The sequence below is a fragment of the Microbacterium sp. p3-SID336 genome (genome assembly GCF_025143365.1).
GTDB lineage: Bacteria > Actinomycetota > Actinomycetes > Actinomycetales > Microbacteriaceae > Microbacterium.
In genome coordinates this window covers 17,905-37,653 of the sequence record NZ_JALXPE010000038.1, presented here as the reverse complement: position 1 = coordinate 37,653, position 19,749 = coordinate 17,905, and the positions used below count along the sequence as shown (strand labels likewise).

The 19,749-nt window shown below is 67.3% G+C and carries 32 protein-coding genes; 31 read left to right on the top strand and 1 reads right to left on the bottom strand.

Going from position 1 to position 19,749, the window contains the following annotated elements:
• Positions 1-806: 806 nt before the first annotated feature.
• From rpsJ to rplQ, 30 genes are all read left to right on the top strand, one after another.
• Positions 807-1,115: a 30S ribosomal protein S10 gene (gene rpsJ / locus M3C17_RS12490; protein ID WP_017201594.1), complete on the top strand. Its 309-nt coding sequence runs from the start codon at positions 807-809 to the stop codon at positions 1,113-1,115.
• An 8-nt stretch (positions 1,116-1,123) separates the two neighbouring features.
• A complete protein-coding gene (gene rplC, locus M3C17_RS12485) occupies positions 1,124-1,783 on the top strand; it encodes a 50S ribosomal protein L3 (RefSeq protein WP_136028875.1) in 660 nt (219 codons plus the stop codon).
• A 2-nt stretch (positions 1,784-1,785) separates the two neighbouring features.
• Positions 1,786-2,448 (top strand): 50S ribosomal protein L4, encoded by a 663-nt coding sequence (gene rplD, locus M3C17_RS12480; protein WP_259978096.1) that lies wholly within the window; start codon positions 1,786-1,788, stop codon positions 2,446-2,448.
• Entirely contained in the window at positions 2,445-2,768 is a 324-nt protein-coding gene (gene rplW, locus M3C17_RS12475; protein ID WP_025102406.1) for a 50S ribosomal protein L23, read from the top strand. Before rplD ends, rplW begins: the two co-directional genes overlap by 4 nt.
• A gap of 20 nt (positions 2,769-2,788) precedes the next feature.
• Positions 2,789-3,628: a 50S ribosomal protein L2 gene (gene rplB, locus M3C17_RS12470; RefSeq protein WP_259978095.1), complete on the top strand. Its 840-nt coding sequence runs from the start codon at positions 2,789-2,791 to the stop codon at positions 3,626-3,628.
• A gap of 12 nt (positions 3,629-3,640) precedes the next feature.
• Complete coding sequence (gene rpsS, locus M3C17_RS12465; protein WP_017201589.1) at positions 3,641-3,922, top strand: 30S ribosomal protein S19; 282 nt, start codon at positions 3,641-3,643, stop codon at positions 3,920-3,922.
• Positions 3,923-3,947: 25 nt separating this feature from the next.
• Positions 3,948-4,346 carry a 50S ribosomal protein L22 gene (rplV, locus tag M3C17_RS12460; RefSeq protein WP_025102404.1) on the top strand — a complete coding sequence of 133 codons (399 nt, stop codon included), beginning with the start codon at positions 3,948-3,950 and terminating at the stop codon, positions 4,344-4,346.
• A complete protein-coding gene (gene rpsC / locus M3C17_RS12455; protein WP_259978094.1) occupies positions 4,346-5,101 on the top strand; it encodes a 30S ribosomal protein S3 in 756 nt (251 codons plus the stop codon). Before rplV ends, rpsC begins: the two co-directional genes overlap by 1 nt.
• Positions 5,101-5,520, top strand: coding sequence for a 50S ribosomal protein L16 (gene rplP / locus M3C17_RS12450; RefSeq protein ID WP_025102402.1), 420 nt, complete (start codon positions 5,101-5,103; stop codon positions 5,518-5,520). Before rpsC ends, rplP begins: the two co-directional genes overlap by 1 nt.
• Positions 5,520-5,837, top strand: a complete 318-nt coding sequence (rpmC, locus tag M3C17_RS12445; protein ID WP_067121112.1) for a 50S ribosomal protein L29 — start codon at positions 5,520-5,522, stop codon at positions 5,835-5,837. The genes rplP and rpmC overlap by 1 nt, the downstream gene beginning before the upstream one ends.
• Positions 5,837-6,154, top strand: a complete 318-nt coding sequence (gene rpsQ / locus M3C17_RS12440; RefSeq protein ID WP_025102400.1) for a 30S ribosomal protein S17 — start codon at positions 5,837-5,839, stop codon at positions 6,152-6,154. The genes rpmC and rpsQ overlap by 1 nt, the downstream gene beginning before the upstream one ends.
• Positions 6,151-6,519, top strand: coding sequence for a 50S ribosomal protein L14 (gene rplN / locus M3C17_RS12435; RefSeq protein WP_025102399.1), 369 nt, complete (start codon positions 6,151-6,153; stop codon positions 6,517-6,519). Before rpsQ ends, rplN begins: the two co-directional genes overlap by 4 nt.
• A gap of 2 nt (positions 6,520-6,521) precedes the next feature.
• Positions 6,522-6,881: a 50S ribosomal protein L24 gene (rplX, locus tag M3C17_RS12430; protein WP_259978093.1), complete on the top strand. Its 360-nt coding sequence runs from the start codon at positions 6,522-6,524 to the stop codon at positions 6,879-6,881.
• Positions 6,881-7,471 (top strand): 50S ribosomal protein L5, encoded by a 591-nt coding sequence (gene rplE / locus M3C17_RS12425; protein WP_259978092.1) that lies wholly within the window; start codon positions 6,881-6,883, stop codon positions 7,469-7,471. The genes rplX and rplE overlap by 1 nt, the downstream gene beginning before the upstream one ends.
• Before the next feature lie 133 nt (positions 7,472-7,604).
• A complete protein-coding gene (gene rpsH, locus M3C17_RS12420; RefSeq protein WP_136028890.1) occupies positions 7,605-8,003 on the top strand; it encodes a 30S ribosomal protein S8 in 399 nt (132 codons plus the stop codon).
• A gap of 6 nt (positions 8,004-8,009) precedes the next feature.
• On the top strand, positions 8,010-8,546 hold the full coding sequence (gene rplF, locus M3C17_RS12415; RefSeq protein WP_259978091.1) for a 50S ribosomal protein L6: 537 nt from the start codon (positions 8,010-8,012) through the stop codon (positions 8,544-8,546).
• A 2-nt stretch (positions 8,547-8,548) separates the two neighbouring features.
• Positions 8,549-8,908, top strand: a complete 360-nt coding sequence (gene rplR / locus M3C17_RS12410) for a 50S ribosomal protein L18 (RefSeq protein WP_136028894.1) — start codon at positions 8,549-8,551, stop codon at positions 8,906-8,908.
• 20 nt (positions 8,909-8,928) lie between these two features.
• Positions 8,929-9,603 (top strand): 30S ribosomal protein S5, encoded by a 675-nt coding sequence (gene rpsE / locus M3C17_RS12405; RefSeq protein ID WP_200838869.1) that lies wholly within the window; start codon positions 8,929-8,931, stop codon positions 9,601-9,603.
• A complete protein-coding gene (gene rpmD / locus M3C17_RS12400) occupies positions 9,603-9,788 on the top strand; it encodes a 50S ribosomal protein L30 (protein ID WP_067121122.1) in 186 nt (61 codons plus the stop codon). Before rpsE ends, rpmD begins: the two co-directional genes overlap by 1 nt.
• Positions 9,788-10,426: a 50S ribosomal protein L15 gene (gene rplO, locus M3C17_RS12395; protein ID WP_259978086.1), complete on the top strand. Its 639-nt coding sequence runs from the start codon at positions 9,788-9,790 to the stop codon at positions 10,424-10,426. Before rpmD ends, rplO begins: the two co-directional genes overlap by 1 nt.
• Before the next feature lie 152 nt (positions 10,427-10,578).
• Positions 10,579-11,901, top strand: coding sequence for a preprotein translocase subunit SecY (gene secY, locus M3C17_RS12390; RefSeq protein WP_259978085.1), 1,323 nt, complete (start codon positions 10,579-10,581; stop codon positions 11,899-11,901).
• Positions 11,898-12,503, top strand: coding sequence for an adenylate kinase (locus tag M3C17_RS12385; RefSeq protein ID WP_259978083.1), 606 nt, complete (start codon positions 11,898-11,900; stop codon positions 12,501-12,503). The genes secY and M3C17_RS12385 overlap by 4 nt, the downstream gene beginning before the upstream one ends.
• 1 nt (position 12,504) lies before the next feature.
• Entirely contained in the window at positions 12,505-13,356 is an 852-nt protein-coding gene (map, locus tag M3C17_RS12380; protein ID WP_259978081.1) for a type I methionyl aminopeptidase, read from the top strand.
• Entirely contained in the window at positions 13,356-14,027 is a 672-nt protein-coding gene (locus M3C17_RS12375; RefSeq protein WP_259978079.1) for a DsbA family protein, read from the top strand. The genes map and M3C17_RS12375 overlap by 1 nt, the downstream gene beginning before the upstream one ends.
• A 172-nt stretch (positions 14,028-14,199) precedes the next feature.
• Positions 14,200-14,421, top strand: coding sequence for a translation initiation factor IF-1 (infA, locus tag M3C17_RS12370; protein ID WP_018171468.1), 222 nt, complete (start codon positions 14,200-14,202; stop codon positions 14,419-14,421).
• Positions 14,422-14,485: 64 nt separating this feature from the next.
• The gene (gene rpmJ / locus M3C17_RS12365) at positions 14,486-14,602 is read left to right on the top strand and encodes a 50S ribosomal protein L36 (RefSeq protein WP_005050492.1); all 117 of its coding nucleotides are present in this window, start codon (positions 14,486-14,488) and stop codon (positions 14,600-14,602) included.
• A 148-nt stretch (positions 14,603-14,750) separates the two neighbouring features.
• A complete protein-coding gene (gene rpsM, locus M3C17_RS12360) occupies positions 14,751-15,125 on the top strand; it encodes a 30S ribosomal protein S13 (RefSeq protein WP_062632862.1) in 375 nt (124 codons plus the stop codon).
• 30 nt (positions 15,126-15,155) lie between these two features.
• Positions 15,156-15,554: a 30S ribosomal protein S11 gene (gene rpsK, locus M3C17_RS12355; protein WP_017829189.1), complete on the top strand. Its 399-nt coding sequence runs from the start codon at positions 15,156-15,158 to the stop codon at positions 15,552-15,554.
• Between the two features lie 132 nt (positions 15,555-15,686).
• Complete coding sequence (locus tag M3C17_RS12350; RefSeq protein ID WP_259978076.1) at positions 15,687-16,676, top strand: DNA-directed RNA polymerase subunit alpha; 990 nt, start codon at positions 15,687-15,689, stop codon at positions 16,674-16,676.
• A gap of 34 nt (positions 16,677-16,710) precedes the next feature.
• Positions 16,711-17,292, top strand: coding sequence for a 50S ribosomal protein L17 (gene rplQ, locus M3C17_RS12345; protein ID WP_259978075.1), 582 nt, complete (start codon positions 16,711-16,713; stop codon positions 17,290-17,292).
• Between the two features lie 54 nt (positions 17,293-17,346).
• Here rplQ and M3C17_RS12340 read toward each other — a convergent pair whose 3' ends face one another.
• Complete coding sequence (locus M3C17_RS12340; protein WP_259978074.1) at positions 17,347-18,567, bottom strand: PAS domain-containing protein; 1,221 nt, start codon at positions 18,565-18,567, stop codon at positions 17,347-17,349.
• 162 nt (positions 18,568-18,729) lie between these two features.
• Between M3C17_RS12340 and M3C17_RS12335 the strand changes: the two genes are divergently transcribed.
• Positions 18,730-19,749, top strand: a complete 1,020-nt coding sequence (locus tag M3C17_RS12335) for a tripartite tricarboxylate transporter substrate binding protein (RefSeq protein ID WP_259978072.1) — start codon at positions 18,730-18,732, stop codon at positions 19,747-19,749.

Below are 19,749 nucleotides of genomic sequence, written 5' to 3'. Positions count from 1 at the left end.
CTTCGTCGTGCAGTGCAGGTGCCAGCATGCCGGCACGCTTGCGCGCCGAAGTGGCGAATCGCGTCGCTCATCGAGTAGGATGATCCAGACCGCCTGGGGATCTTGCGGTCGGGGAAATCGAAGGGGTTCGATTTCCTGAAGCACGCGGTTCAGAGCCGCGTTCGAAACTGGGGAAAACGATCTTGGGGATCATCGTGCGACGCGCGCACTCTTTGCGCCTATGCGTCTCCCCGCCTGCGCGGCGGGTCTTCCGCCGTGCCCTCGGTCGAGGCGTCCGGCGTCCCTTCACGTCGGGCTCCTCGCGTTCGGTGTGCCCCCTCGCACTGAACGCCCTCCCCAAGCGGGGCCGGGCATGGGGGTGCCCCCCCCCGCGCTCCACTCAGCGCTGAGCGGGGTCGCCGGGAGCCCTCGAAGCCGCTCGTTCCCGAGCGCGACACGCCCGGGTTTGCAGAAGTGAAATCGGCCGTGGCAGAATAGACAGGTTCGATATTCCGTCGCCGCTGTGCGTGCGTCGGATCACTGCCAGGGCAGTGCATAGACGGCGTCTCCTCCGGGAGGTCGCAGGGTTCTAGGCCGCGGGCAGCAGAGCACAATCCCGACACCTTCATTTCGAGGGCACTGCCGTGCGCGGCGGGCGTCGGGCATCCGTCCGCCTCCGGGTGTGCGGCTGACAGCAGAACAGTGGTGCAGCAGATCGGTTCGCAGAGCCGTTCTCGTGCCGAGGCGCAATCCGCGCCGACGTGCGTCCAATGCCCCAGGGCCACCCGGTCCAGGACGGTACGACGCTTATAGAGAGAGAGCAGACAATGGCGGGACAGAAGATCCGCATTCGCCTGAAGTCGTATGACCACGAGGTCATCGACACGTCCGCACGCAAGATCGTCGACACCGTGACCCGTGCGGGCGCGACCGTCGTCGGCCCCGTGCCCCTTCCGACCGAGAAGAACGTCGTGTGCGTCATCCGGTCGCCCCACAAGTACAAGGACAGCCGCGAGCACTTCGAGATGCGCACCCACAAGCGTCTGATCGACATCGTCGACCCGACGCCCAAGGCCGTCGACTCGCTGATGCGTCTCGACCTGCCGGCCGACGTCAACATCGAGATCAAGCTCTGAGGTTCGACATGGCTGACATCAACTCCAAGGTTTCCAAGGGCATGCTGGGCACCAAGCTCGGCATGACCCAGGTGTGGAACGAGAACGGCAAGCTCGTTCCCGTCACCGTCATCGAGCTCGCGCCGAACGTGGTCACCCAGATCCGTACCCCTGAGAAGGACGGCTACAACGCCGTGCAGATCGCGTACGGCCAGATCGACCCGCGCAAGGTGAACAAGCCCCTCTCGGCTCACTTCGAGGCCGCCGGCGTCACGCCGCGTCGCCACGTGACCGAGATCCGCACGGCCGACGCCGCCGACTACTCGCTGGGCCAGGAGCTCACGGTGGACGGCACGTTCGAGGCCGGCCAGCTCGTCGACGTCGTCGGCACGAGCAAGGGCAAGGGCACCGCCGGTGTCATGAAGCGCCACAACTTCAAGGGTGTGTCCGCTTCGCACGGTGCGCACCGCAACCACCGCAAGCCCGGCTCCATCGGCGCATCGTCGACCCCGAGCCGCGTCTTCAAGGGCATGCGCATGGCCGGCCGTATGGGTGGCGAGCGCGTGACCGTCCTCAACCTCACGGTGCACGCCATCGACATCGAGAAGGGACTCATGCTCGTCAAGGGCGCCGTCCCCGGTGCTCGCGGCCGCATCGTCTACGTCCGCAACGCAGTGAAGGGTGCCTGATCATGGCTGACTCCACTCTCGCGCTCGACGTCCTCAAGGCAGACGGCAAGAAGGCGGGCTCGATCGAGCTCCCCGCCGCGCTGTTCGACGTCAAGACGAACATCCCGCTCATCCACCAGGTCGTCGTCGCGCAGCTCGCTGCCGCACGCCAGGGCACGCACTCGACCAAGCGTCGTGGCGAGGTCTCCGGTGCCGGCCGCAAGCCCTTCAAGCAGAAGGGCACGGGTAACGCCCGTCAGGGCTCGATCCGCGCGCCGCACATGACCGGCGGTGGCATCGTGCACGGCCCGAAGCCGCGCGACTACTCGCAGCGCACCCCCAAGAAGATGATCGCCGCCGCCCTGCTGGGCGCGCTCAGCGACCGCTTCCGCGGTGACCGTCTGCACGCGATCGACACGTTCGGCACCGACGGCGCGCCGTCGACCAAGGCCGCCGCGGGCTTCCTCGCCCAGGTCGCCACGTCGAAGAACGTGCTCGTGGTCATCGAGCGCGGCGACGAGCTCGCGCTCAAGAGCCTGCGCAACCTCGGCAACGTGCACCTGCTGTCGTTCGACCAGCTCAACGCCTACGACGTGCTCGTCTCCGACGACATCGTCTTCACCCAGGCCGCGCTCGAGGGCTTCATCGCCTCCAAGTCCGGCGCCAACCAGGAGGTCTCCGCATGAGCGAGCAGGCATCTGTTCTCCAGACGGCCCTGAACAAGGACCCGCGCGACATCATCCTGAAGCCGGTCGTGTCCGAGAAGAGCTACGGCCTGATCGACGAGGGCAAGTACACCTTCCTCGTCGACCCGCGCGCTTCGAAGACCGAGATCAAGCTCGCCATCGAGAAGATCTTCGGTGTCAAGGTCGCGTCCGTCAACACGATCAACCGCGTCGGCAAGGCCCGTCGCACCCGCTTCGGCACCGGCAAGCGCAAGGACACCAAGCGCGCCATCGTGAGCCTGAAGTCGGGCACCATCGACATCTTCACGGCAATCGGCTGATCCGGGGGATAAGGACAATCATGGCTATTCGCAAGTACAAGCCCACGACCCCGGGCCGTCGCGGCTCGTCGGTGGCTGACTTCGCCGAGATCACCCGATCGACGCCGGAGAAGTCGCTGCTGCGCCCGCTCTCGAAGACCGGTGGTCGCAACAACCAGGGCCGCATCACGACCCGCCACATCGGTGGTGGCCACAAGCGCCAGTACCGCGTCATCGACTTCCGTCGCAATGACAAGGACGGCGTGAACGCCCGTGTCGCTCACATCGAGTACGACCCCAACCGCACCGCACGCATCGCGCTGCTGCACTACTTCGACGGCGAGAAGCGCTACATCCTCGCGCCGGCGAAGCTGAAGCAGGGCGACGTCGTCGAGTCGGGTCCCGCGGCGGACATCAAGCCGGGAAACAACCTCCCGCTGAAGAACATCCCCACGGGTACCGTCATCCACGCCATCGAGCTCCGCCCCGGCGGCGGCGCGAAGATGGCGCGCTCGGCCGGTGCGTCCGTCCGCCTCGTGGCGAAGGACGGCCCCTACGCACAGCTGCGTCTGCCCTCGGGCGAGATCCGCAACGTCGATGCGCGCTGCCGCGCGACCATCGGCGAGGTCGGCAACGCCGAGCAGTCGAACATCAACTGGGGCAAGGCAGGCCGCATGCGCTGGAAGGGCGTCCGCCCGACCGTCCGCGGTGTCGCGATGAACCCGGTCGACCACCCGCACGGTGGTGGTGAGGGCAAGACGTCCGGTGGTCGTCACCCCGTCTCCCCGTGGGGTCAGGCCGAGGGTCGCACCCGTCACGCCAACAAGGAAAGCGACAAGTACATCGTGCGTCGTCGCAACGCCGGCAAGAAGCGCAAGTAGGAGTAAGAGAAGATGCCTCGCAGTCTTAAGAAGGGCCCCTTCGTCGACGAGCACCTGCTTCGCAAGGTGGTCGTGCAGAACGAAGCCGGCACCAAGAACGTCATCAAGACCTGGTCCCGTCGGTCCATGATCATCCCGGCCATGCTGGGTCACACGATCGCGGTCCACGACGGACGCAAGCACATCCCCGTGTTCGTGTCCGAGACCATGGTCGGTCACAAGCTGGGCGAGTTCGCGCCCACCCGCACCTTCCGCGGCCACGAGAAGGACGACAAGAAGGGCCGTCGCCGCTGACGCGGGGACGATAGAGGAGAGAGAAATGGTGGAGTCCATCGCACGCGTGCGACACATCCGCGTGACCCCTCAGAAGGCTCGTCGTGTCGTCGCGCTCATCAAGGGCAAGCAGGCCCAGGAGGCTCTGGCGATCCTGAAGTTCGCCCAGCAGTCCGCCAGTGAGCCGATCTACAAGCTTGTCGCGTCGGCCATGGCCAACGCGCAGGTCAAGGCGGATCGTGACGGCGAGTACCTCGACGAGCAGGACCTGTACGTGAAGAACGCGTACGTCGACGAGGGCACGACGCTCAAGCGTTTCCAGCCCCGTGCACAGGGTCGCGCTTTCCAGATCAAGAAGCGCACGAGCCACATCACGGTCGTGCTCTCGACGCCGGAGGCGGCTCCTGCCGCGGCCGGCGACAGCAACAAGAAGGCGAGCAAGTAATGGGACAGAAGGTCAACCCGTACGGCTTCCGCCTCGGCATCACCACGGACCACGTGTCGCGCTGGTTCTCGGACTCGACGAAGCCGGGTCAGCGTTACGCCGACTACGTGGCCGAGGACATCAAGATCCGTCGTCTGCTGCAGACGCAGCTGGACCGCGCCGGCGTCTCGAACATCGAGATCGAGCGCACCCGTGACCGCGTCCGCGTCGACATCCACACCGCCCGTCCGGGCATCGTGATCGGTCGTCGCGGCGCCGAGGCCGAGCGCATCCGCGGCGACCTCGAGAAGCTCACCGGGAAGCAGATCCAGCTGAACATCCTCGAGGTCAAGAACCCCGAGGCCGACGCTCAGCTGGTCGCGCAGGGCATCGCCGAGCAGCTGTCTGCTCGTGTGGCGTTCCGTCGCGCGATGCGCAAGGGTCTGCAGGGCGCTCAGCGCGCCGGCGCCAAGGGCATCCGCATCCAGGTGTCGGGCCGTCTCGGCGGCGCCGAGATGAGCCGGTCGGAGTTCTACCGCGAGGGTCGTGTGCCGCTGCACACGCTGCGCGCGAACATCGACTACGGCTTCTACGAGGCCAAGACCACCTTCGGCCGCATCGGCGTGAAGGTGTGGATCTACAAGGGCGACCTCACCGCCAAGGAGCTCGCGCGCGAGCAGGCCAACGCGCCGAAGTCGCGCCGTGACGACCGTGGTGGCGACCGCCGCCGTGCCCCGCGCAACGAGGCACCTGTCGCTGAAGGAGCGTCGGCATAATGCTCATCCCCCGTAAGGTCAAGTACCGCAAGCAGCACCACCCGGGCCGCTCGGGTCAGGCCACCGGCGGCACGAAGGTCTCCTTCGGCGAGTTCGGCATCCAGGCCCTCACGCCCGCGTATGTGACGAACCGTCAGATCGAGTCCGCTCGTATCGCGATGACCCGTCACATCAAGCGTGGCGGCAAGGTGTGGATCAACATCTACCCGGACCGTCCGCTCACGAAGAAGCCCGCCGAGACCCGCATGGGTTCCGGTAAGGGTTCCCCCGAGTGGTGGGTCGCCAACGTCAAGCCGGGCCGCGTCCTCTTCGAGGTCGCGGGTGTCGACGAGCAGCTCGCTCGCGAGGCACTGACCCGTGCAATCCACAAGCTGCCGCTCAAGGCACGCATCATCAAGCGCGAGGAGGGCGACGCGTAATGGCGATCGGCACCAAGGAGCTCGCTCCGGCAGAGCTCGACACGTTCGAAGACCAGCGCCTCGTTGAGGAGCTGCGCAAGGCCAAGGAGGAGCTGTTCAACCTCCGTTTCCAGTCGGCCACCGGCCAGCTGGAGAGCCACGGCCGCATCCGCGCCGTCAAGCGCGACATCGCGCGTCTTTACACCGTGATCCGCGAGCGCGAGCTGGGTATCCGTGCGACGCCCGCTCCGGTCGAGGCTCCCGCGAAGAAGGCGACCAAGTCGAAGGCGAAGAAGGCGGATGCCGCTGACGACGCCGTGAAGGAAGAGGCTGAGTGATGGCCACCAAGAAGGAAGCCGCCGTCGAGGCTGAGCACGCCGCTCACGACGTGCGCGACGCCGACGCCCGCGGGTACCGCAAGGCCCGTCGTGGCTACGTCGTCAGCGACAAGATGGACAAGACGATCGTCGTCGAGGTCGAGGACCGCGTGAAGCACCCGCTTTACGGCAAGGTCATCCGCCGCACGTCGAAGGTCAAGGCGCACGATGAGGCGAACTCCGCCGGCATCGGCGACCTGGTCCTGATCAACGAGACCCGCCCGCTGAGCGCCACCAAGCGCTGGCGTCTGGTGGAGATTCTGGAGAAGGCCAAGTGATCCAGCAGGAATCCCGACTCAAGGTCGCCGACAACACCGGCGCCAAGGAGCTGCTCACGATCCGCGTGCTCGGCGGCTCGCGCCGCCGGTACGCCGGTCTGGGCGACACCATCGTCGCGACCGTCAAGGACGCGATCCCCGGTGGCAACGTCAAGAAGGGCGACGTCGTCAAGGCGGTCATCGTCCGCACCAAGAAGGAGACCCGTCGTCCCGACGGCTCCTACATCAAGTTCGACGAGAACGCCGCCGTCATCCTGAAGAACGACGGGGAGCCCCGCGGCACCCGTATCTTCGGCCCGGTCGGCCGTGAGCTTCGCGACAAGAAGTTCATGAAGATCGTCTCGCTGGCACCGGAGGTCATCTGATCATGGCGAAGATCAAGAAGGGCGACCTGGTTCAGGTCATCTCGGGCGCCAAGCCCGAGCGTGGTGGCGACCGCGGCAAGCAGGGCAAGGTCCTCGACGTGCTCGTCGGGCAGAACCGTGTCGTCGTCGAGGGCGTCAACTACGTCACCAAGCACACGCGCGTCGGTCAGACGCAGCGTGGCACGAAGACGGGTGGCCTCGAGACCGTCGAGGCGCCCATCCACATCTCGAACGTCGCACTCGTCGACCCCTCGACCAAGAAGCCGACCAAGGTCGGCCACCGGGTCGAGGAGCAGACCAAGGACGGCGTCAAGCGCACCGTCCGCGTGCGCTACGCGAAGAAGAGCGGTAAGGACCTCTGATGGCAACCGAGACTGCTGTGGAGGCTGGCAAGATCCAGCCCCGCCTGAAGCAGAAGTACAACGCTGAGATCAAGAAGGCGCTGCAGGACGAGTTCGGCTACGCGAACGTCATGCAGATCCCCGGCCTGGTCAAGGTCGTCGTGAACACCGGTGTCGGTGAGGCGGCTCGCGACAGCAAGGTGATCGATGGGGCGGTCGACGACCTCACCAAGATCACCGGCCAGAAGCCGATCGTCACGAAGGCCCGCAAGTCCATCGCGCAGTTCAAGCTGCGTGAGGGCCAGGCCATCGGCGCGCACGTCACCCTGCGTGGCGACCGCGCGTGGGAGTTCGTGGACCGCCTGGTCTCGCTCGCGCTGCCCCGCATCCGCGACTTCCGCGGACTGTCGGCCAAGCAGTTCGACGGCAACGGCAACTACACCTTCGGTCTCCAGGAGCAGAGCGTGTTCCACGAGATCGACCAGGACAAGATCGACCGGGTCCGCGGTTTCGACATCACCGTCGTCACCTCGGCGAAGACGGACGACGAGGGCCGGGCTCTGCTCCGTCACCTCGGCTTCCCGTTCCGCTCGGACGACGCCCAGGCGTAGCACCCTCGACGGGCTCAGTGGTCTCGTGTCACTGAGCCCGTCGATGTGCACGTACAATTGAAGATTGCGTGCTCATCGCAGGCCGTCTGTCGTGTAACGGCAGCCGGAACCTCATGATCGAAAGTAGACAACAATGACAATGACAGACCCGGTCGCAGACATGCTGACCCGTCTGCGCAACGCGAACTCGGCGCACCACGACTCCGTGACGCTGCCGTCGAGCAAGCTCAAGACGCACATCGCAGAGATCCTCCAGCAGGAGGGCTACATCGCCGGTTGGGAGACCTCCGACGCGCGCGTGGGCAAGAACCTCACGCTGACGCTGAAGTACGGTCCGAACCGCGAGCGCTCGATCGCGGGCATCAAGCGCGTGTCGAAGCCCGGCCTCCGCGTGTACGCGAAGTCGACCGAGATCCCCACGGTCCTCGGCGGCCTCGGCGTGGCCATCCTGTCCACCTCCTCCGGTCTCCTCACGGACCGCCAGGCTGAGCAGAAGGGCGTGGGCGGAGAAGTTCTCGCCTACGTGTGGTAATCCGAAATGTCGCGTATTGGACGACTTCCCATCGACGTTCCCGCGGGCGTGACCGTTTCGGTCGACGGCCGTGAGGTCGCGGTGAAGGGCCCCAAGGGTGAGCTCACCCTCACGGTGGCCAGCCCCATCGAGGTCGCGGTCGAGGAGAACCAGGTTCTCGTCACCCGTCCCGACGACGAGCGCGAGTCGCGGTCGCTTCACGGCCTGACCCGCACGCTCATCAACAACAACATCATCGGCGTGACCCAGGGCTACTCCAAGGGTCTCGAGGTCGTCGGCACCGGTTACCGCGTGCAGCAGAAGGGGAGCTCGGTCGAGTTCGCCCTCGGCTTCTCGCACCCGGTCCTGATCGACCCGCCCGCCGGCATCACGCTCACGGTCGAGGGCACGAACAAGCTCACCGTCAGCGGGATCGACAAGCAGGCCGTCGGTGAGGCGGCTGCGAACATCCGCAAGATCCGCAAGCCCGAGCCGTACAAGGGCAAGGGTGTGCGCTACGCCGGCGAGGTCGTGCGTCGCAAGGCCGGAAAGGCTGGTAAGTAACCATGGCTGTGAAGTCGAAGTCCGACGCCCGCGCGCGTCGTCACGCCCGCCTTCGCAAGAAGATCGTGGGCACCGAGGCGCGTCCGCGTCTCGTCGTCAACCGTTCGGCGCGTCACGTCTTCGTGCAGCTCGTCGACGACAGCAAGGGTCACACGGTCGCGTCGGCATCGACGCTCGAGACCGACCTGCGCTCGCTCGAGGGTGACAAGACCGCCAAGGCCCGCAAGGTCGGCGAGCTCCTCGCCGAGCGCGCGAAGGCCGCAGGCGTTTCCGAGGCAGTGTTCGACCGTGGCGGCAACCGCTACGCGGGTCGTGTCGCCGCCATCGCCGACGGCGCCCGCGAAGGGGGTCTGGCACTGTGAGTGACAACAAGGAGAACGAAGTGACCGAAGCGGCAGCTGCCACTTCCGAGACGGCCGCCGGCACCACGCAGGCCGAGCCGACTCGCGACCAGCGGGACGGCCGCCGCGGCGGACGTGACCGCAACCAGGGCGGCCGCGACCGCAACTCGCGCGACCGCGGTGACAACCAGTTCCTGGAGCGCGTCGTCACCATCAACCGCGTCTCGAAGGTCGTGAAGGGTGGTCGTCGCTTCAGCTTCACCGCCCTCGTGGTCGTCGGCGACGGCAACGGTCTGGTGGGCGTCGGCTACGGCAAGGCCCGCGAGGTCCCCCTGGCGATCTCGAAGGGTGTCGAAGAGGCCAAGCGCAACTTCTTCCGCGTTCCGCGCGTCGGCAGCACCATCCCGCACCCCGTGCAGGGTGAGTCGGCCGCCGGTGTGGTCCTGCTCCGTCCGGCCGCCGCCGGTACCGGTGTGATCGCCGGTGGTCCGGTCCGCGCCGTGCTCGAGTGCGCCGGTATCCACGACGTGCTGTCGAAGTCGCTCGGCTCGTCGAACACGATCAACATCGTGCACGCGACGGTCACCGCCCTGAAGGAGCTCGAGGAGCCCCGCGCCGTCGCCGCACGTCGTGGTCTCGAGTTCGACCAGGTCGCCCCGGCGCGTCTCGTCCGCGCCGAGGCCGAGGCCATCGCCGCACAGAAGGTAGGTGCCTGATGGCCGCGCGACTCAAGGTCACGCAGATCAAGTCCAAGGTGAGCGAGAAGCAGAACCAGCGCGACACGCTGCGCAGCCTCGGTCTCAAGCGGATCGGTGACAGCACCGTCCGCCCCGACGACGCGCAGACGCGCGGTTACGTCAAGACCGTCGCCCACCTCGTCAAGGTTGAGGAGATCGACTAATGGCTGAGAAGAACGACGCCGCAGTCGAGGCCGAGAAGGCCCCGAAGAAGGCCGCCGCTCCCAAGGCTGCTGCCGAGAAGAAGCCCGCTGCGAAGAAGGCGCCGGCCAAGACCGCCGCTGCCGACGCGAAGGCCGACACCGCCGCCGCCAAGCCGGCTGCGAAGAAGGCTGCGCCGAAGAAGGACGCTCCGGCGTCCCGCCCCGGCGTGCTGAAGGTGCACCACCTGCGTCCCGTCCCCGGCGCCAACACCGCGAAGACCCGTGTCGGTCGCGGTGAGGGCTCGAAGGGCAAGACGGCCGGCCGTGGCACGAAGGGCACGAAGGCCCGCAACACCGTGCGCGTCGGCTTCGAGGGTGGGCAGATGCCGCTGCACATGCGCACCCCGAAGCTGCGCGGGTTCAAGAACCCGTTCCGCGTCGAGTACCAGGTCGTGAACCTGGAGAAGCTCGCGGAGCTCTACCCCCAGGGCGGCGACGTGACCGTCAGCGACCTGGTGGCCAAGGGCGCGGTCCGCAAGAACGAGAAGGTCAAGGTTCTCGGCGGCGGCGACATCGCCGTGAAGCTCACCGTCGCGGTCGACAAGGTCTCGGGTTCCGCCGAGCAGAAGATCGTGGCTGCGGGCGGTTCCGTCAAGTAACCACCGCGGAAGAGGGGTCGGAGATTCTCCGGCCCCTCTTCTGATTCGGCAGGCGGGCAGGCGGCGCAGCCGCATTCGCAGACCACGGAGTGAGTTACCCTGGTCTTTCAGCCGTCCTTCAGGGATCGGCAACCTTTTCAGGAGGAACGTCCTTGTTTAGCGCCATCGCGCGGATCTTCCGCACGCCCGACCTGCGTCGGAAGATCGGTTTCACTCTCGCCATCATCGCGATCTACCGACTCGGCTCGAACGTCCCCGCGCCGTTCGTGAACTTCCCGAACGTCGAGGAGTGCCTCGCCGCCAACACCGGCACCGAGGGTCTGCTCGGACTGGTCAACCTCTTCTCCGGCGGCGCGCTGCTGCAGCTGTCGATCTTCGCGCTCGGCGTGATGCCCTACATCACCGCGACGATCATCACGCAGCTCCTCCGCGTCGTCATCCCGCACTTCGAGGCGCTGCACAAGGAGGGTCAGGCCGGACAGGCCAAGCTGACCCAGTACACGCGCTACCTCACCATCGCCCTCGCACTGCTGCAGTCGACCACCCTCGTGACGGTGGCCCGCAGCGGGCAGCTGTTCGGCGCGACCGACATCGCCGCCTGCCAGCAGCTGCTGACGAACGACGTCTGGTGGGCGCAGGTGCTCATCATCATGGCGATGACCGCGGGCACCGGCCTCATCATGTGGTTCGCCGAGCTGGTCACCGAGCGCGGCATCGGCAACGGCATGTCGCTGCTCATCTTCACCTCGATCGCCGCCACCTTCCCCGGCGCGATGAGCATCATCTGGCAGACCCGCGGCTTCGAGATCTTCCTGCTCGTGCTCGTGGTCGGCATCATCGTGATGGGCCTCGTGGTGTTCGTCGAGCAGTCGCAGCGCCGCATCCCGGTGCAGTACGCCAAGCGCATGGTCGGGCGGCGCACCTACGGGGGCACCAACACGTACATCCCGATCAAGGTGAACATGGCGGGTGTGATCCCCGTGATCTTCGCGTCGTCGCTGCTGTACATCCCGGCACTGATCGCCCAGTTCAACACTCCGCAGGACGGCTCGACCCCGCCCGCGTGGGTCAGCTGGGTCAGCGCGAACTTCACGACCGGCAACAGCCCGATCTACATGGCGGCGTACTTCCTGCTCATCATCGGGTTCACGTACTTCTACGTCGCGATCACCTTCAACCCCGTCGAGGTCGCCGACAACATGAAGAAGTACGGCGGCTTCATCCCGGGCATCCGCGCCGGTCGTCCGACCGCCGAGTACCTCGACTACGTGCTCACCCGCATCACGTTGCCCGGCTCCCTGTACCTGGGTCTGATCGCGCTCATCCCGCTGATCGCCCTGGCCACGGTCGGCGCCAACCAGAACTTCCCGTTCGGCGGCGCGTCGATCCTCATCATCGTCGGCGTCGGGCTCGAGACGGTCAAGCAGATCGACGCCCAGCTGCAGCAGCGACACTACGAAGGGCTTCTCCGATGACAGCATCCGCACGTCTTCTCATCGTCGGTCCGCAGGGTTCCGGCAAGGGCACGCAGGGTGTGCGCATCGCCGAGTCCTACGGCATCCCGGTCGTCTCGACCGGGGACATCTTCCGCGCGAACATCAAGGAGGGGACGCCGCTCGGCCAGCAGGTCACCGCGATCCTCGACAAGGGCGACCTCGTGCCGGACGAGCTGACGAGCGAGATCGTGCGCGACCGGCTGAGTCAGGAGGATGCCGCCAATGGTTTCCTGCTCGACGGCTACCCGCGCAACACCGCCCAGGTCGCGCACCTGGATGCGTTCCTCGGTGAGCGCGGCGAGTCCCTCGACGCCGTGATCCTGCTCGACGTCCCGCGCGAGGAGAGCATCGCGCGCCTCGGCCTGCGTGCCGCGGAGCAGGGTCGCTCGGACGACACGGACGAGGCGATCGCGCACCGCCTGGACATCTACGAGAACGAGACCGCGCCGATCATCGAGGTGTACAGCGCCCGCGGGATCGTCGACCGCATCGACGGCGTCGGCACCCTCGAGGAGATCACCGAGCGGATCGCGGCAGCGCTGTCCGCCCGCGGTCTGCGCTCGGCAGCCTCCGCCGCCTGAGATGTTCCGCCGCTCGATCTACAAGACGCCGGCCCAGCTGCGAGCCATGGTGGAGCCCGGCCTCATCACCGCAGAGGCCCTCGACGCCGTGCGCGCCCTCATCAAGCCGGGCGTCAGGACGATCGAGCTCGATGCGGCCGCGAACCGCGCCATCACGAAGCGCGGCGCCGAGTCGAACTTCCAGCTGGTGCGCGGCTACCACCACACGATCTGCGTCTCGGTCAACGAGCAGGTCGTGCACGGCATCCCGGGGGAGCGCGTGCTCCAGCCCGGCGACATCGTGTCGGTGGACTGCGGTGCGCAGTTCCAGGGCTGGAACGGCGACAGTGCGATCACCGTCGTCGTGCCCGACCCCGAGCGGCCTGAACTCGTCGCGCGGCGTGAAGAGCTGTCGCGCGTGACCGAGGGATCGATGTGGGCGGGCATCGCGGCCATGGCCTCGGCGGACAGCATCGACGAGATCGGTGCGGCGATCCAGGAGTACATCGAGGCGCAGGGGCCCTCCGCGGTCTCGGGCCAGCCGTACGGCATCCTCCGCGAGTACGTCGGCCACGGGATCGGCCGCAAGATGCACGAGGCTCCGAGCGTGTTCAACTACCGCACCCCTGACCGCGGTGCCGACGTCAAGCCCGGGCTCGTGCTGGCGATCGAGCCGATGGTCACCGCGGGCGGCGAGGCCACGTTCGTGGAGGACGACGACTGGACCGTGACGACCGTCGACGGCACAGACGGCTCACATTGGGAACATAGCGTGGCCCTGCATGATGGGGGCATCTGGGTGCTCACCGCGCCCGATGGTGGAAGAGCCGGACTCGCCCCGTTCGGGGTCGAGCCTCGAGAGATCGGAAAGTAATGGCAGCGGCGAAGAGCAACACCAACTGGTTCGCGATCGGCATCTCCATCGCCGTCGTCGTGGTCCTGGTCGCGATCGGTGGACTCGTGGTGTTCCTCAACAACCAGGCCACGTCGCCCGGTGCCGTGCCGGCCGCCAGCGAGGGCTTCGACCCGGACAGCGGCGCGATCTCCATGGGCGACGGCAAGGACACCGTGTCGGTCTTCCTCGACTTCCAGTGCCCGGCGTGCAAGAGCTTCGAGGACCAGTTCGGCGCCGCGCTGGAGGAGAAGGCGGCAGCGGGGGAGATCACCCTCGAGCACCACCCCATCGCGATCCTCGACCGCTACTCGCAGGGTACCGAGTACTCCTCGCGCTCGGCAGGCGCCGCGTTCTGCGTGGCCTCCGCCGACTCCGCGATGTACTTCGACTACGCGAAGGTGCTGTTCGAGAACCAGCCGACCGAGAACACCGCCGGCCTCACCACCGACCAGCTCGCGGAGTTCGCGAAGCAGGTCGGCGCGGACGACGACGTCGTCTCGTGCATCACCGACGAGACGTACCGCAAGTTCGGTGCCGCCCAGGCCAAGAGCAACCAGATCCAGGGCACGCCGACCGTTGAGATCAACGGCGAGCGTCTCGATCTGCAGAACCAGGCCGACATGAAGAAGCTCACGGATCTGCTCAGCTGAGCCCCGTGAGAGCCCTCGATGCCCCGTCCGGCCAAGTTGCCGGACGGGGCATCGTCGGATAACATAGATCTTTGGTGCCTTGTGCCATGATCTCGGCGTGTCCGATCGGCCTGGCATCACACCCCACCCATCCACCGCAGATCGACCGGTCTGCAGAAGCGTCAGCGAGGCTATGGCTAAGAAAGACGGTGTCATCGAGATCGAGGGCGTCGTGTCCGAGGCTCTGCCCAATGCGATGTTCCGCGTTGAGCTCAGCAACGGCCACAAGGTTCTGGCAACGATCTCCGGAAAGATGCGGCAGAACTACATCCGCATCATCCCCGAGGACCGCGTGGTCGTGGAGCTCAGCCCCTACGACCTGACCCGCGGGCGCATCGTCTACCGCTACCGCTGATCGGTCGAGAAGTAACACCCCAGGCATCGCGCCTGCCCGGTGAAGACAGCGAACAGGAAACAACATGAAGGTCAACCCCAGCGTCAAGCCGATCTGCGACCACTGCAAGGTGATCCGCCGCCACGGCCGCGTCATGGTGATCTGCAAGAGCAACCCGCGTCACAAGCAGCGCCAGGGCTGAACGCCCGCGCTGCGTGAGCACCGCTCTCGCACTCGCATAACTCAATACGACACGGCAGGATCAGAACCCGCGCGAGCGGGGGACACCTCGGGGCGGAGGCCCGGGCACCGATCCTGCTCCACACCTCCACAACACCCAGGAGAACCGCATGGCACGTCTTGCCGGCGTTGACATCCCGCGCGACAAGCGCGTGGTGATCGCCCTTACCTACATCTACGGCGTCGGCCGTACCCGCTCGGTCGAGATCCTCAAGGCGACCGACATCGACGAGAGCATCCGCGTGAAGGACCTCAGCGACGACCAGCTCGTCGCCCTCCGCGACTACATCGAAGGCAACTACAAGGTGGAGGGTGACCTGCGCCGCGAGGTCGCCGCAGACATCCGCCGCAAGGTCGAGATCGGCTCCTACGAGGGCCTGCGCCACCGTCGTGGCCTTCCGGTCCGCGGTCAGCGCACCAAGACCAACGCCCGTACCCGCAAGGGCCCGAAGCGCACCGTCGCCGGCAAGAAGAAGGCCCGCTAAGCAGCGGCCAGGGACTAGGAGAACACTTTCATGGCTGCACCCAAGGCCGCCGCGCGCAAGCCGCGCCGCAAGGAGAAGAAGAACATCGCGCTGGGCCAGGCCCACATCAAGTCGACGTTCAACAACACCATCGTTTCGATCACCGACCCGTCCGGCGCCGTCATCGCCTGGGCCTCGTCGGGTGGCGTGGGCTTCAAGGGCTCCCGCAAGTCGACGCCGTACGCCGCCGGCATGGCCGCGGAGTCCGCTGCCCGCCAGGCTGCGGAGCACGGCGTCAAGAAGGTCGACGTCCTCGTGAAGGGTCCGGGCTCCGGCCGCGAGACCGCGATCCGCTCGCTGCAGGCCGCCGGCCTCGAGGTGGGTTCGATCCAGGACGTGACCCCGCAGGCGCACAACGGCTGCCGTCCGCCGAAGCGCCGCCGCGTCTGATGCGTGCACCGAGCCGCTCGTCTCTTCGGAGTCGGGCGGCTCGGCGCCCCGCGCGGGGCATCGACTTCCACAACTCAAGACCTCACCCCACCACATGTCATATAGCGGGCATGTGATCGAAAGGAACACAGAGTGCTTATTGCACAGCGTCCCACACTGACCGAGGAAAAGATCGTCGACAACCGGAGCCGGTTCGTCATCGAGCCGCTGGAGCCCGGCTTCGGATACACGATCGGCAACGCGCTGCGTCGCAGCCTGCTGTCGTCGATCCCCGGTGCCGCTGTCACCAGCGTCCGCATCGACGGCGTGCTGCACGAGTTCAGCACGATCCCCGGCGTGAAGGAGGATGTCACCGAGATCATCCTCAACATCAAGCAGCTGGTCGTCTCCAGCGAGCGCGACGAGCCCATCACCGCTTACCTGCGCAAGACCGGCGCCGGTGAGGTCACCGCCGCCGACATCTCGGCTCCCGCCGGTGTCGAGGTGCACAACCCGGAGCTCGTCATCGCGACGCTCAACGACACCGCGAAGTTCGAGCTCGAGCTCACGATCGAGCGCGGCCGTGGCTACGTCTCCGCGACGCAGAACCGCAACGAGTACGCCGAGGCCGGTCAGATCCCGATCGACTCGATCTACTCGCCCGTGCTCAAGGTCAGCTACCGCGTCGACGCCACCCGTGCCGGTGAGCGCACCGACTTCGACAAGCTCATCCTCGACGTCGAGACCAAGTCGGCGATCAGCCCGCGCGACGCCGTGGCCTCGGCCGCCAAGACGCTCACCGAGCTGTTCGGCCTCGCCCGGGAGCTGAACGTCGAGGCCGAGGGCATCGAGATCGGCCCGGCGCCGGTGGAGGCTGTGAACTCCAGCGAGCTGTCGATGCCGATCGAGGACCTCGACCTGTCGGTCCGTTCGTACAACTGCCTCAAGCGCGAGGGCATCAACACCGTGTCGGAGCTCGTCGCCCTGTCGGAGACGCAGCTCATGAACATCCGCAATTTCGGCCAGAAGTCGGTCGACGAGGTGCGCGACAAGCTCATCTCGCTCGGTCTGTCGCTCAAGGATTCGGTGCCCGGTTTCGACGGCGCCCACTTCTACGGCGGCAGCGAAGACGAGTCCTTCTGATACCCGACCTTTCCTGACCAGGAGTTAGACGATTATGCCCAAGCCCACCAAGGGTCCCCGCCTCGGAGGCGGCCCCGCCCACGAGCGCCTGCTGCTTGCCAACCTCGCGGCTGCGCTGTACACCCACAAGTCGATCAAGACGACCGAGACCAAGGCCAAGCGCCTGCGTCCGCTCGCCGAGCGCCTGATCACCTTCGCCAAGCGCGGAGACCTGCACGCACGCCGTCGCGTGCTGTCTGTCATCGGTGACAAGGAAGTCGTGCACGTCCTGTTCGACGAGATCGCTCCGCTGGTCGCGGACCGCGAGGGTGGCTACACGCGCATCACCAAGGTCGGCAACCGCAAGGGCGACAACGCGCCCATGGCCGTGATCGAGCTCGTCCTCGAGCCCGTCACCCCGAAGGCGAAGTCGACCAAGAAGGCTGCTGCCGCGCCGAAGGCCGAGAAGCCCGCCGCCGAGGAGGCTCCCGCCGAGGAGACCACCGAGGCTCCGGCCGAGGAGACCACCGAGGCTCCGGCCGAGGACACCGCTGCCGAGGCCGGCGCGGAGTCGCAGGCCGAGGGCGAGGCCGCTGAGGCCGCCGCCGAGGACGCTGTGGAGAAGAAGTCCGAGTAATCCGGATCGCCCTGCCGAAGCCCGCCGCCCCTTCCGGGGTGGCGGGCTTCGTCGTCACCGGGGATCGGTGATGCGGTACCGCGCGCTCGGGCGCCCCTTCGTGCCGTAGTCGAGCGAGCGCACGGCCTGCCCGGTCGCCGCGAGGTGCTCCAGGTAGCGCCGCGCGCTGACCCGCGAGATCTGCAGGTCGTCGCCGATCTCGGTCGCCGAGGCCTCCGGCCGTGCCGCGAGGGCGGCGGATACGCGCTCCAGGGTCTCGCCGCTCAGGCCCTTGGGCAACCCGAACCGCTGCCGGAACGCGATGATGGCGTCCGCCGCCTCCACCCGCCGCACCACGTCGTGCAGCTCGGTGTGGTCGCGCAGCAGCAGCGTCGCGCCCACGTCGGCGCCGTCGTCCTCGCTCGCGGTGCTGCGGGCGACCAGCACGTGCGACCCGACGATGACGGGGCGTCCCGCCGACTCGCCCTCGTGCAACAGGGCGAAGAGCTCCGGCCCGAGCACGTCGTCCGCGAGGGCTCCGTCGAGGTCGCCGGCGTCCCTGTCGAGGAAGCGGGCCGCCGCGTCGTTCACGAGCGTGATGCGGCCCTCGCCGTCGACCGTGATGACGCCCTCGCTCAGCCGGTGCAGCGTCGTCTCCTGGTTCTTCACGAGCGCGGCGATCTGATGCGGCTCCAGACGGTAGATGCGGCGACGGATGACCGACGTCACCCAGGCCGCCCCGAACACCCCGAGGACCGCGGCGGCGAGCATCGCCGAGATCAGCCAGGCCAGGTTGCTCGCGAACTCCTCGTCGAGCTCCGACTCCAGGATGCCGACGGACGCGGTGCCGATGACGCCGCCGTCGTCGTCCCTGATCGGCACTTTGACCCGCCAGGACGTGCCGAGCGTGCCGGTCTGCGTGCCCACGTAGATCTCGCCCCCGAGCGGGATCGACGGATCGGTGGACACCCGCTCGCCGATCCGCTCCGGGTTCGGGTGCGAGTAGCGGATGCCGTCCTCGTTGGCGACCACCACGTAGGCGAGGTCAGAGGCCTCGCGGATCACCTCGGCGATGGGCTGGATCACCGCGGCAGGGTCCTCATGGGCGAAGGCCTCGCGGACCACCGGGAGGGCGGCAACCGACTGCGCCACCGCCTGCATGCGGTCCTTGTAGGCCTCCCGCAGCGCGTTCTCCTGGAAGGCGCCCGCCGTGATGCCGGTCGCCAGGGTCACCAGGAACACGATCAGCGCCTGCAGCGCGAGCAGCTGCATCCGGAGCGTCATCTTCGAGGCCACCTGCCCATTCTCCCGGGTCGCGGCGGACCACCGCGACCGGGCGGGACAGGTGCTCGCGACCAATAGTTACGGAACGCGACCAATGGTTTCGGAAGCTTGAGCACCCCGCGGGAGTGCCCGGAGGGTGGACGGATTGCCCCTGAACGCTCAAGGAGGAGCGCCATGAAGTATGCACGCATCGGGACACTCACGGTCGCCGTCGCCGCCACAGCCCTCGCCCTCACCTCGTGTGCGGCAGCCGGTGGGGATTCCGGCGGCGATGCCGCCGAGGACGAGGCGGTCGCGATCACCGACCTGAACATCGTCGTGCCCGCCGACCCCGGTGGCGGCTGGGACCAGACCGGCCGCGCCATGTCGCAGCTGTTCACGGAGGAGGAGATCGTCGGCTCGGCGCCCGTCACCAACGTCGGCGGCGCCGGCGGCACGGTCGGCCTCGCGCAGCTCGCGAACGAGAAGGACCCGGCGACGCTCATGGTCATGGGGCTCGTCATGGTGGGAGCCGTGGAGACCAACGCCTCGGCCGTGCGCATCGAGGACATGACGCCAATCGCCCGCCTGACGGACGAGCCGCTCGTCGTGGTCGTGCCGGCGGAGTCGCCGTACGACACGCTCGAAGACCTCGTCGAGGACGTGGTCGACCGGGGACAGGCCGTCACCATCACCGGCGGCTCTGCGGGCGGCGCGGACCACATCCTCGCCGGGCTGCTGCTGGAGGAGGCGGGCCTCGACGGCGGCGAGATCGCGGAGAAGCTCAACTACACCCCGAACTCCGGTGGCGGCGAGGCCACCTCGCTGATCCTGGGCGGCAAGGTCGCCGCGGGCATCTCCGGCGTCGGCGAGTTCCTGCAGCACATCGAGGCGGGCAACATGAAGGCGCTCGCGGTGTCGTCGGAGGAGCCCGTCGCGCAGCTGCCCGACGTGGAGACCATCACGGATGCCGGGTACGACGTCGTGCTCACGAACTGGCGCGGAGTGATCGCCCCGGGCGGCATCGAGGACGCGGAGCGTGCCGAGCTGGAGCGCCTGGTGACGGAGCTGCAGGAGTCGCAGGCGTGGCAGGACGAGCTGGAGACCCGCGGCTGGGCCGACGCGTTCCTGACCGGCGCGGAGTTCGACGAGTTCCTCACCGGCAACATCGCCGAGGTCACGACGACCCTGCAGAACATCGGGCTGGTCGGCTGA